Source organism: Nodosilinea sp. LEGE 07298, assembly GCF_015207265.1.
Taxonomy (GTDB): Bacteria; Cyanobacteriota; Cyanobacteriia; order Phormidesmidales; family Phormidesmidaceae; genus Nodosilinea.
Genome location: NZ_JADEXE010000210.1, coordinates 1 through 12045, shown reverse-complemented (window position 1 = coordinate 12045; position 12045 = coordinate 1). Strand labels below are relative to the sequence as shown.

Genomic DNA, 12045 nt, shown 5'->3' with positions numbered 1-12045 from the left:
GGGTGGATGAGTGGGAGGTGAAGCATTGGATCAATACCCATCTACCCATCTACCCATCTACCCATCCACCCATCCACCCCTTCACCCCTTCGCTAGCCGAATACCGCTGAACTGCCAGCGAGCGCTGGGCGGGAAAAAGTTGCGATAACTGGGGCGGATGTGCCCCGGTGGGGTGACGCAAGAGCCACCCCGCAGCACCATCTGGTTGCACATAAACTTGCCGTTGTATTCTCCCACGGCTCCGGCCGCAGGGCGAAAGCCGGGATAGGGTAGGTAGGCGCTCTGAGTCCATTCCCAGGTGTCGCCGTAGAGCTGGGCTAACTGGCCCGACCCCGCTACAGGCTGTGGATGAAGGTGATCGGCAGCCAGCAGGTTTCCCTGCTGAGGAACCTCCGCTGCGGCCACTTCCCACTCGGCCTCGGTGGGCAGGCGGTGGCCTCGCCACTGGGCAAACGCGTCGGCTTCAAAGTAGCTAACGTGGCACACTGGCTCCATCAGGTTGACAGGCTTGAGGCCGCCCAGGGTAAATACCCACCACTGGCCATCGCGCTGCTCCCAATACAGGGGGGCCTGCCAGCCTTCGCTTTGCACCATAGCCCAGCCTTCTGCCAGCCAGTGAGCGGCGGTCTGGTATCCGCCATCGGCGATGAACTCTAAATACTCGCCGTTGGTAACCAGGCGATTGGCCAGGGCAAAGTCTGGCAAGTAAACCAGGTGGGCTGGGCTTTCGTTGTCAAAGGCAAAGTCTGAGGCTTGATGGCCGATGGTCTGTAGCCCACCAGGGCAGTCCACAAATTTTAACGGCGATGGGGAGGCGCATTTGCTGACGGCAACATCCTGGCGGTAGGCGGGACGCAGGGGGTTGATGACCAGGTTGTACTTGAGGTCGGTAAGCAATAGTTCTTGGTGCTGCTGCTCGTGGTGCAGGCCCAGGGTGACCAATTCCTTCACGGTCACATGATTGCCCTGGCGCTGCAGAAGCGTTGCCATGGCCTCATCTACGTGGGCTCGGTACTGGTAGATATCAGCTACTGTGGGCCGCGACAGCAGGCCGCGCTGGGGCCGGGGGTGGCGATCGCCCACAGCCTCATAGTAGGAGTTAAATAAGTACCCGTAGCCGGGGTGAAATTCTCCATAGCCTTCTAGATAGGGCTGCAGCAAAAAGGTTTCAAAGAACCAGGTGGTATGGGCCAAATGCCACTTGGGCGGGCTAACATCGGCCATGGCCTGCACGCCATAGTCTTCAATTTCGAGGGGTCGACAGAGCGTTTCGCTCAAACTACGAACGTCCCGATACTGGGCCATCAAGTCGTGATTGGCTAAATTGGCCACTGGGGACAGGGCAACGGGGGGAGAAAGCGTCATTATTCCGGCTTTTGGGGACATTTCTGGCCATTGTGGCAGATTGCGGCGATCGCAAGATGATGATTGCCTTAACGTGCCTAAGACCTTGTTGAGAATTTTCCAGATCAATAGCCATTCAGGGTTTCATCGCGATCGGCCCAGTGAGCCGGGTTCACGTCCCTAAATGGGATGCTTTTCAGCTGAAATACGCTTAGAGCGTTCCAGCTGAATACTGATCGATGGTTTCACCACGACCAATCCAGCGGGCTAAAGTCGCATCTTTAACCAGGATGCCTTCTGAAATGGAGTACTCTATAGAAGTCTCGCCTTAGCTTGACCCCTCGATTCAGCACTGACATCTACCTACAGAAGCAGCATTCAGATTCATGCGGTGGGGGCAAAACCTCTCCATAACCAGTACGGTTCTACCTACCCAGCGACGAAACGGAGCTTGTTACCGTAGGCACATGGGTTTCAGGAATGGCTACGCCCCCTGCTGTAGAAGTGAATAGTGATATAGAGAACAAATAGCACCTTCTGCATTTCGACTGGGAACACTAACCACATCCAGCTCAATCTGATCAACCCAGGCCGCACTTACTGCCAGCCAAGCGAGGTATCCACTGTGAGCAATTCTTCCGGTAAAGCCCACGATCTGTTTAACGGCTTTAAACATTCTGATTCTGAGCAGATCAACTCTCTCATGCAGTACGTTCATAGCATGAGCCCAGAGACCGTCTCTCAGCTCTCCAACCCAGCCTCCACCGAGGTGCAGCAGATGATGGAACACAACATCATTGGTTTGCTCGGCGGGCTGCCCTCCCAGCACTTTGACGTAGAAATTACCACCAACCGCGAAAGCCTGGGCCGCCTGCTGGCCTCTGCTATGATGAGTGGGTATTTTCTGCGCGGCGCTGAACAGCGCATGGCCTTTGAGGCCTCGCTGATGTCAGCAGAATCGTCCTTTGAGGCTGAGTGAGCGATCGTCAAAGACTGAACCAGGGGGAAAAGTATCCCCCCGTTTCCTCCCCTAGCCGTCGCCGTTCTACCGCGCGCGATGCTGATGGGCCATACACAACGAGCATAGCGAGGGTTCTAAACCAGCCCCCACTTTCCCCCAATCCGGCCCAGGCGCACCAGCCCTGGCCGGATTTTCCTGTTCAGGCCCTGCGGCAGGCACTGCTGGCCTGGTACGGCGATTGGGGCCGCACTTTGCCCTGGCGCAACATCGACCATCCCTACGCCATCTGGGTCTCAGAAATGATGCTGCAGCAGACCCAGGTCAAAACGGTGCTGCCCTACTACCAGCGCTGGTTAGAGCAGTTTCCGACTGTGGAGTCTTTGGCTGCCGCTGACCAGCAAAGCGTGCTCAAAGTTTGGGAAGGGCTAGGCTACTACGCTCGCGCCCGTAACCTGCACAAGGCAGCCCAGCGCATTGTGAGCGATCACAACGGCGAGATTCCTCAAAACTTTGAGGCCATTACTGCGCTGCCTGGTATTGGCAAAACCACCGCCGGAGGCATTCTCAGCTCGGCTTTTAACCTGCCCTTCGCCATTCTCGACGGCAACGTGAAGCGGGTGCTGGCTCGGCTGGTGGCGCTGCCTGTGCCCCCCGCCAGAGCCCTCAACGATCTGTGGCGGCTGTCTGAACATCTGCTCGACCCCGCGCACCCCCGCGACTTTAACCAGGCGCTGATGGATTTGGGGGCGACGCTGTGTACGCGCCGCAACCCCGAGTGCGATCGCTGCCCCTGGCAGGCCCACTGTCAGGCCTATAATCGCAATATTCAATCGGAGCTGCCCATGTCAGAACCCAAAGGCCCCCTGCCCCACAAGCAAATCGGCGTCGCCGTGATCTGGAATGACCAGCAGCAGATTTTGATCGATCGCCGCAAGCAAACCGGTTTACTGGGCGGCCTGTGGGAGTTTCCGGGCGGCAAAATTGAGCCGGGCGAAACCATCGAAGCCTGCATTGCCCGAGAGATTTTAGAAGAATTGGGGATGGAAATTGCGGTGGGCGATCGCCTCTGCACCGTCACCCACGCCTATTCTCACTTCAAGGTCACTCTCAACGTGCACCACTGCACCCACCTGAGCGGCGACCCGCAGCCAATCGAGTGCGACGAGGTGCGCTGGGTGACACTGGATGCGATCGAAGAATTTCCCTTCCCCAAGGCCAATATTCACATCATCAACGCCCTGCGAGCCTACGCGGCAGGTCAAACGCCCATAGATGTGGTCGAAACTGCGCCATAAACGTAAACAAACCGCCACATTCTACAGACACTGTCCCAGCCCTCGGCTTTGATAGAAAAGGCAATTTGGAGCGGCAATGATGGGTACAGGCAATTGGGGGTGGGGCCAGGGTGGATGCAAGCGCAGGTTGAGGCCCTGTTCCTTTGGTCGTAGGCTGCTTCTGGGTTTTGCTGGTACCGGACTGGCGATCGGTACGATGCCTCCTTTGACTGTTCGGGCCGTCGCTGCTGAGGTGTGGCAGCACCTGCCCGAAAACACGGCCATGGTGATGTTAATTGACACCACCGCCGCTACCTGGGGCCAGCTCAGCCAGTTTCAGCTATTTAAGCTGCTAGAAACTGAACAGGGGCTAATCCCCAGTCTGCCCGGGCTGCCCTACCTGCCCTACGGAATTGACTTTGAGCGCGACGTGACCCCTTGGGTGGGCGATACGGCGGTGGTTGCCCTACTGCCCGCCCGATCTGAAACCGCTGTGGCGATCGCCGACTACAGCGTGATGGTGGCCCCGATTGCCGATGCCGAAGCCTTTACAGCCTTTCAAACCACCTTTTTTGAGCTACAGGAAGTCGACCCCGAAATCACCTCTGCCCAAGGTGCCGACATCTACTACTGGCCAGCTCCTGAACCTGAGGCTTTGCCCGAAGAATGGCTTGAATGGCCTGAGAGCGTGCCTGACCCGGCCTGTGGTTCCGCCGAGGTAGAGATAGAACCCTGCGCCGATGAAATGCCAGTCGTCCCAGATGCTTCAAACGGCGGGAAAGCCTCCTCCCACGGAGAAGAACGGCTCTATAGGCATGCGGCTGCGCCCCAAATCTGGCGGTTTGGTGGCGATAGAGTGAGTCTGCCACTCACCGTTAGCCCGTTTCACGATGAGGACACAGAGCTGGAGGTAGAGGTGCCAGTGCCCCTGCCAACCTTTGGCCCCAGTGGTCTGGCCGTCGCCTTTTTGCCCGATGTGGTAGTCACCGCAGAAAGCCCCGCCGCCGTTGAACAATACCTGCGACTGCGCCAGGCGGGTGACGCGGCAACGCTGGCTACCAGTCGAGAGTTTCAGCGCACGTTGGCCAATCGTCAGCGCAGCCGAGCCCTGTTTGCGGTCTACGGCAATGCGCTGGAGCTGCTGAACTACGACCTGGCTCCGGCGGATTTGCCCAACCTGGGGCTGCCCTTGCCGCCCACCCCCGCGCTGGATGCCGACACTCTGCAAACTCTGCGATCGCTCAATTTTGGCGGCACCCTGGAGGCGCTGGTCTACCCTCTGGAGACAGGAATGCAGCTGAGGGGCCGCTACTACTACGATGCGGTGCCATTTACCTTTGGCCTCACTCCCAGCGTAGCCAATGCCGACAGCCCCCTAACGCGGCTGCCCGCCTCCACCTTTTTGCTAATCAGCGGTCGCGATGTGGCCGGGTTTTGGCGTGGCTTCTCCCGCATTCTAGAGAACGCCAGCGACTTCACCCAGCAGGGGCTGGCCACGGCCCGATCGTTCTTTACCTTGGCCACCGGGCTAGACCTCGACCAAGACGTGTTTGGCTGGATGGATGGAGAAGTCGCGATCGCAGCCTTTCCCACCGAGGGTGGCCCATTGCAGTACCTGGGGCTGGGGCTGCTGCTGCAAACCAGCGATCGCCCCACTGCCGAAAGTGCCCTGGCCGCTGTAGACGGCCTGCTGCCAAGCTTTGGCCTCTCCGTCAGCCCCCGCACTATTAACCAGCAGCCTGCCACGAGCTGGGAGCTAGGGCACAATGGCGAATACGTTCCCGAGCTTAGTGTTGGCAGCTACGGCTGGGTTGCCGACGATACTCTGGCTATCACCTCCGGGACAGTCCCAATGACTAGCGTTTTAGCCCCCTCGCCCCACGACCCCCTGGCCGATTTCTTCTTGTTCGACCAGGCCACAGCGGCGTTTCCCAACCCAAACAACGGCTACTTTTACCTCAATGTAGGCGCTACCCTGGCCCTGGCCTATCAGGTATTTGACCTCCACAATGCCCCCGCCTTTGACTCGACTAAGCCCTATCTTGGCAGCCTGCGGAGTCTGAGCGCTACCACCGCCCAAACCCCCAACTTTATAGAGTTTCAGGGCCAGCTAGGCTTAGCCCCCAGCCGCGATTGACCGCAGTCCGCACCTACGTATACCGCTGCCTGACGGGCTGGGGTGGCTCGACGGCGCTGGTCGTTAGCTCCGAAACCACCGTAATCTCGCACTGGTAGTTGCGAATAAAGGCCTCAAACTGATCCATTAGGGCCGGGTCGCGCCAACCCCGCTCCACCTCCTGCCGCATGATGCTCAGCGACTCTTCGAGGGGAAAAGCCGGTTTGTAGGGGCGATCGTGGGTGAGGGCATCAAAAATATCGATTAGCTGAAAAATCTGCGCCAGCCGGGGAATCGCGGCTCCCACCAGCCCGTCGGGGTAGCCGCTGCCGTTCCAGCGTTCGTGGTGGTGGCGAATGATGGGCACCACCCCCTGCATAGTGCGCAGCGGGCGGCAGATGCTTTCACCAATGGCCACATGCTGCTCCATGATGTTGCGCTCGGCCACGGTGAGGGATCCCGTTTTAAGCAGCACCGCATCGGGAATGCCCACTTTGCCAATGTCGTGGAGGTAGCCCGCCCAGGCCAGATCGCGAATGTGGGTGGGAGCTAGCCCCAGATATTCGCCAAAGCTGCGGGCCAAAATGACTAGGCGATCGCAGTGGTCGCCGGTATTGGGGTCGCGGCTCTCGATGGTGCGGGCGATCGAAAACAGCACCTGTTCAGCGTGGTCGAGGTCTTCGTTGAGCCGCTTTTGGTGAATCAGCGATTTGACTCGGGCCGATAGCTCTAGCTGGTCAAAGGGTTTGGTCAAAAAGTCGTCGCCGCCTGCTTCAATGCCGCGTAGGCGAGCCTCGCGATCGGCTAAGGCCGTCACAAATACCACCGGAATCAGCCGGGTATTTTCGTTGTCTTTGAGCCGACGGCATACCTCAAACCCGTCAAGGCCAGGCATCATCACATCCAGCAAAATCAGGTCTGGCTGGTGCTGAAACACTCGGCTGAGAGCGCTTTGCCCGCAGTGGGCCTGATCTACGTGGTAGCCCTCTACGGACAGTAGTGCTACAGCGGCCATCCGGCTGGGGGCGTGGTCATCAACCACAAGTACGCGGGGCGGCAAGGAGTTTTGGTAAAGCACAGCAATAACCTAAAGGTGGCAACGACCAAGCGGTGGGTATAGGTCTTTAGCCTATCGAGCCGGAGTAACTTTTTGATGCGGGGGCAGCCACCGCTTGCGCCAGGCCGACGTTGGTACTAAGTCTGAGACAGACTGTTCTTGCTGGCGGCGCTGACGAATGACGTCGGCACTGTCGCTCAGGGTTGGGTCACGGTAGGGCACCGCCGCCCGGGTCAGCAGATGTTCTTGCTCCTGTGGCGACAGCGGGGCTAGCCCCACAGAACTCACCTGAGCAAGAGTACCCGGCCAGCGACGGCCCGCAGCATTCACCGGGCCAATCGACAGACCAGCCCGGTGAAATGCCGTTCGCACCGCCGCCGCACAGGAGTAGGTAACCAGTTTTCCCTCAGAATGCAGGCAGGCCGCTACCTGTTGAACAAACTCCACCGTCCACAGCTCGGGGCAGTGGGGCGGCGAAAAGGGGTCAAAGAAAATAACATCGGCCTGAAATTCTAGCGTTTTTACGGCCTGAATACGCTGCCGGGCATCACCCCACATCAGGATGGCTTCCAGCCAGGGGCGCTGGGCCTGCCCGGTGTTGGCCAAATCTTGCAGGCAGGCCTGCACCGCAGTAGGCCAGCCGTTAATCAGGCCCTGCTCGACAGCCTGACTAGGCACGCGGGGGTCTAGCTCTAGGGCCACCAGCCGCACCTGGCAGGCCGGGTTAACCCGCAAAATGGTATCTAGGGCTGCCGCTGTGTTGTAGCCCAGGCCGTAGCACACATCCAGCAGGGTCAGGGTGGGTGCCTGCGCCAGACTGGCCAGGTCAGTGGCCTCGACATAGGTGGCGTAGGCTTCGGCGTAGGCACCCTGGCGGCTGTGGAACCATTCACCAAAGTCTTCTGAAAACAGCGTCATTGACCCATCGGCGGTGGGTTCTAAGACCAAAGCTCCGGTAGGGATTGACATAGACGGTATGGCGTTAAGGATAGCGACGCACTGGATTTCTCTAAAGATGCCTCCAGTTAGTGCCTCAGTGCCGTAGAGGTACTAACTAGCTCACTTACCCCGTGTTCTACACTGGTAGAACGGTGCTGGGGTGATTGACAATCTATCGTTGGCTATTGTCAATGGTTACCGATCGCAATTGAAGCGATAAGGGATTCTAACCCCCAGCTCTCTGGTTTAAAGCGAGAATATAGATATTAAGAAGCGTTGCTAAATTCAGGATTTACATTGGGCCTTGGGTTAGCAGCACCTATTTGCAGGAGGTTCTCCATGGTTGTAGCGGCACCAGCACAAAAGCGCCTTACCATTCAGGTCGAAGCAGTGGCGGATGATACCACCACCATTCGCTCCCTCGACTGGGATCGCGATCGCTTCGACATTGAGTTTGGTCTGCAAAATGGCACCACCTACAACTCCTTTATTATTCGCGGCGAAAAGGTGGCCCTGGTCGATACCTCCCACGCCAAGTTTCGCGAGCTGTACATGAAGACGCTGACCGGCGAAATCGACCCCAAAACAATCGACTACCTGGTGATCAGCCACACCGAGCCCGACCACAGCGGCCTGGTGCGCGATGTGCTAGAGCTAGCTCCCCAGGCGGTAGTGGTGGGCGCTAAGGTGGCGATCGCCTTTCTCGAAGACCTGGTACACCGTCCCTTTGAGCGTCTGATCGTCAAAAATGGCGACACTCTGGAGCTAGGCAACGGCCACACCCTTGAGTTTGTCAGCGCCCCCAACCTGCACTGGCCCGACACCATCTTTACCTACGACCACAAAACCGGCCTGCTGTTTACCTGCGACGCCTTTGGCCTGCACTTTTGCAGCGACGCCACCTACGACGAAAATTTAGAGCTGATTTCCCCCGATTTTCGCTTTTACTACGAGTGCCTAATGGCCCCCAATGCCAGGTCAGTGCTGGGTGCCATGAAGCGTATGGGCGCTCTGCCCCCCGTCAAGATGGTGGCTACAGGCCACGGCCCCCTGCTGCGCTACAACGTGGAAGAGTTAACGGGGCGCTACCAGCGCTGGAGCCAGGAGAAGGCCAAGTCCGAAGATCTGGTGGCGGTGTTCTACGTGTCGGATTACGGGTATAGCGATCGCCTCTCGCAATCCGTTGCTCGCGGCATTACCAAAACCGGCGTCGCGGTCGAAATGATGGACATGCGCTCTGCCGACCCCCAGGAGGTGACGGAGCTGGTGGGCCGGGCCAAGGGCCTGGTGATTGGGATGCCCCCGGCCTCTGGGGTTGGTGCCAAAGAGACCCAAACTACCCTGGGCACCATTCTGGCGGCAGTGCACGGCAAGCAGACCATCGGTTTGTTTGAGTCCTACGGTGGCGATGATGAGCCAGTCGATCCCTTAGCTAACAAGTTTCAAGATCTGGAATTAATCCAGTCTTTTGCCCCCATTCGTATCAAAGACACCCCTACTGAGGGCATTTACCAGTCCTGCGAAGAGGCCGGTACTGACTTGGGCCAGGGGCTAGCTCAGGCGGGCAAGCTGAAGAAGCTCAAGTCGCTCGATGCCGATTTGGAGAAAGCCCTGGGCCGGATTAGCAGCGGGCTCTACATTATCACCGCCCAAAAGGGCGAGTTGTCTAGCGCTATGTTGGCCTCCTGGGTGTCCCAGGCTAGCTTTCAGCCCCTGGGCTTTACGGTGGCGGTGGCCAAAGACCGCGCCATTGAGTCGCTGATGCAGGTGGGCGACACCTTTGTGCTCAACATTCTCGAAGAAGGCAAGCACCTGGGCCTAATGAAGCACTTTCTGAAGCGCTTTGCCCCCGGTGCCGATCGCTTTGCTGGAGTACGCACCCGCCCCGCTAACAACGGCTCGCCGCTGCTGGCCGACGCCCTGGCCTACCTGGAGTGCGAAGTCGCCACCCGCATGGAAGTCAGCGACCACTGGATTGTTTACTGCACCGTGCAGGACGGTAAGGTGTCTGACCCCGACGGCCAAACCGCCGTCCACCACCGCAAAGTGGGCAACTACTACTAAGGAGATTCTAGGAAAGAGGATACCAGCTTTAATCCAGCGACTAGGGCCGCTGTAGGGTGGGCACTGCCCACCATTTGGGAAACTATTTTCTAAAAGTCGCCTGAGCCGAGATCGGTCGGTGTGTCGTCGCCCAGGACAGGCAGGATACATTGAGTTCTCTAACTGAGCAGCAGGTGATGGTGGGCACTGCCCACCCTACAACTTGTGAGATATCAGGGGTTTGTGGGATAGCCGTCCTGCCTGTCCATCCCTAGCTGTTCGCCTTGGGGCAATGATGTCTTCTAAGATGGAGTACTTGATTGAAGTACTCCAGGTTCTTTGAGGTTTATTGTTGTCGTCCTTTGCTGCGATCGCTGTCACCCCTGCCGGGCTTAAAGCTCTGCTACCCCTGGTCACGGGTCTCCCCGCTGATCTGTGGGTTCCCCATAGCCTTGTTGCCGATGCAGAAGCCTGGAATGTCAAGGTTCAGGTCTACGATCGCCCCCTTAAAGACACCCTCGCCGATCTGTGGACAACCTACGACGGCCTGATCTTTGCCCTGGCTACCGGGGCGGTGGTGCGGCTGATTGCGCCCTTGCTGACGGACAAAACCAGCGATCCTGCTGTGGTCGTGGTGAGCGAATCGGGGGAAAAGGCGATCAGCCTCTGCGGAGGGCACCAGGGCGGCGGGGATAATCTGACTCGCCAGGTGGCCCATTTGCTCAATGCCGATCCAGTCATTACCGGATCCTCTCAAGCCCACGGACTGCCGGGGGTGGATGTGCTGGGGGTGCCCTTTGGCTGGAGCCAGGGCAGCGGCGACTGGACTGGGGTGAGCGCTGCGATCGCCCACGGCAAACCCGTCGAAGTGCTTCAAGACTGCGGCACCACCCTCTGGCAAGACCACCTGCCGCCAACCCATTCCTTTGTATTTGAAACTGCTCGCAACCCCTCCGCTCGCCTGTGGATTAGCCCGATTCAGCGGCGCTTTGACTCCGACAGCAGCTTCCCTAAGGCCCAGTGGCATCCGCGTGTGCTGTGGGTGGGCATTGGCTGCGAACGGGGCACACCTCAGGCGGTGATTGAGGCGGCAATTGAGCGGATTTTTCGGGCCGGGCATTTTGCCCAAGAGGCGATCGCGGGCATTGCCAGCCTTGACCTCAAGGCCGACGAGGTAGGGGTAGTCGCCCTCTGCGCCGAACGCCAGTGGCCCCTGCGCTGCTTTACAGCTGAGGAACTGAAGGTGGTGCCGGTGCCCAACCCGTCCATGGTTGTGGAACAGGCGGTGCAGACCCCCAGCGTGGCCGAGGCCGCCGCCATTCTAGCGGCGACAGAGGCCTCGGGCGGCCAGCTGCGAGTGGCCAAGCAGGTGGTGCGAGTGGAGGGGCAGCCCGGTGCAGTCACGGTGGCGATCGCCCAGGCCGATCGCGAATATATTCCCCACCCCGGCCACCTGGCGCTGGTGGGCACCGGCCCCGGTGATTTGAACCAAATTACGCCTGCAGCTAAGGGGGCGATCGCTCGCGCCGATGTGGTAATTGGCTACGGCCTCTACATCGATCAAATTCGCCCCCTCTGCCGCCCCGGCCAAATTGTTGAGCCCTGGCCGATCACTCAAGAGCGCCAGCGGGCCGATCGCGCCATTGAGCTGGCCCGCTGGGGGCTAAGCGTAGCGGTAGTCTCGTCGGGCGACTGCGGTATCTACGGCATGGCCGGGCTGGTGCTAGAGCAGCTTCAGGGCATCGGCTGGGATGGTGAAACGCCCCCAGTAGAGGTACTGCCCGGTATTTCGGCCCTACAGGCGGCGGCGGCGCGGGTGGGGGCACCGCTGATGCACGACTTCTGCGCCATCAGCCTCAGCGACCTGCTCACCCCCTGGGAGGTGATTGTGAAGCGGCTAGAGGCAGCGGCCCAGGCCGATTTTGTCGTGGCGCTCTACAATCCCAAATCGAAGACGCGCACCGAGCAGATTGCGATCGCCCACCGCATTTTTATGGCCCAGCGATCGCCCCATACCCCGGTTGCGGTGGTTAAGTCGGTCTATCGCCCCGACGAGGTCATTTTCCGCACAACGCTGGAACAGATGCTAGACGCCCCCATCGACATGCTGACCGTGGTGCTAATCGGCAACCAGAGCACCCAGCGCCACGGTCCCTGGCTAATCACCCCCCGAGGCTATAACGGCGGCCCAGAAAGTAGCCTAGAAGGCGACCTAGAAAGGGGTATGTAGAAGTACCCGTCAGGGGCAGGGTACAAGGGCCAATCTGCGACTAGGATTGGGGAGGGTGCCGATGCCAGCTGTAGATAGGGT

The 12045-nt window shown here is 59.1% G+C and carries 8 protein-coding genes; 5 read left to right on the top strand and 3 right to left on the bottom strand.

From position 1 onward, the window contains the following. Positions 1-81: 81 nt before the first annotated feature. Complete coding sequence (gene egtB / locus IQ273_RS23210; RefSeq protein ID WP_194025527.1) at positions 82-1365, bottom strand: ergothioneine biosynthesis protein EgtB; 1284 nt, start codon at positions 1363-1365, stop codon at positions 82-84. Positions 1366-1969: 604 nt separating this feature from the next. Between egtB and IQ273_RS23205 the strand changes: the two genes are divergently transcribed. The 3 genes from IQ273_RS23205 (at position 1970) to IQ273_RS23195 (ending at position 5716) form a co-directional block, all read left to right on the top strand. Beyond that, positions 1970-2323 carry a DUF760 domain-containing protein gene (locus IQ273_RS23205; protein ID WP_194025526.1) on the top strand — a complete coding sequence of 118 codons (354 nt, stop codon included), beginning with the start codon at positions 1970-1972 and terminating at the stop codon, positions 2321-2323. Continuing rightward, positions 2320-3600, top strand: coding sequence for an A/G-specific adenine glycosylase (mutY, locus tag IQ273_RS23200; protein WP_313898210.1), 1281 nt, complete (start codon positions 2320-2322; stop codon positions 3598-3600). Before IQ273_RS23205 ends, mutY begins: the two co-directional genes overlap by 4 nt. A gap of 196 nt (positions 3601-3796) precedes the next feature. Further along, entirely contained in the window at positions 3797-5716 is a 1920-nt protein-coding gene (locus tag IQ273_RS23195) for a DUF3352 domain-containing protein (protein WP_194025525.1), read from the top strand. A 13-nt stretch (positions 5717-5729) separates the two neighbouring features. On the opposite strand, the gene IQ273_RS23190 is transcribed toward IQ273_RS23195, so the two are convergent. Together IQ273_RS23190 and IQ273_RS23185 are read right to left on the bottom strand one after the other, a co-directional pair. Continuing rightward, positions 5730-6773 (bottom strand): HD domain-containing phosphohydrolase, encoded by a 1044-nt coding sequence (locus IQ273_RS23190; RefSeq protein WP_313898209.1) that lies wholly within the window; start codon positions 6771-6773, stop codon positions 5730-5732. 51 nt (positions 6774-6824) lie between these two features. Continuing rightward, positions 6825-7721, bottom strand: coding sequence for a tRNA (5-methylaminomethyl-2-thiouridine)(34)-methyltransferase MnmD (locus IQ273_RS23185; protein WP_194025524.1), 897 nt, complete (start codon positions 7719-7721; stop codon positions 6825-6827). Positions 7722-8030: 309 nt separating this feature from the next. Between IQ273_RS23185 and IQ273_RS23180 the strand changes: the two genes are divergently transcribed. Further along, positions 8031-9755 (top strand): diflavin flavoprotein, encoded by a 1725-nt coding sequence (locus IQ273_RS23180; protein ID WP_194025523.1) that lies wholly within the window; start codon positions 8031-8033, stop codon positions 9753-9755. Positions 9756-10086: 331 nt separating this feature from the next. Further along, complete coding sequence (gene cobJ, locus IQ273_RS23175) at positions 10087-11964, top strand: precorrin-3B C(17)-methyltransferase (RefSeq protein ID WP_194025522.1); 1878 nt, start codon at positions 10087-10089, stop codon at positions 11962-11964. Positions 11965-12045 lie beyond the last annotated feature (81 nt).

Excerpts from the sequence above, each read along its gene's own strand:
- egtB (WP_194025527.1), bottom strand. The coding sequence starts at position 1,365 with ATGACGCTTTCTCCCCCCGTTGCCCTGTCCCCAGTGGCCAATTTAGCC.
- IQ273_RS23195 (WP_194025525.1), top strand. The coding sequence starts at position 3,797 with ATGCCTCCTTTGACTGTTCGGGCCGTCGCTGCTGAGGTGTGGCAGCAC.
- IQ273_RS23185 (WP_194025524.1), bottom strand. The coding sequence starts at position 7,721 with ATGTCAATCCCTACCGGAGCTTTGGTCTTAGAACCCACCGCCGATGGG.
- IQ273_RS23180 (WP_194025523.1), top strand. The coding sequence starts at position 8,031 with ATGGTTGTAGCGGCACCAGCACAAAAGCGCCTTACCATTCAGGTCGAA.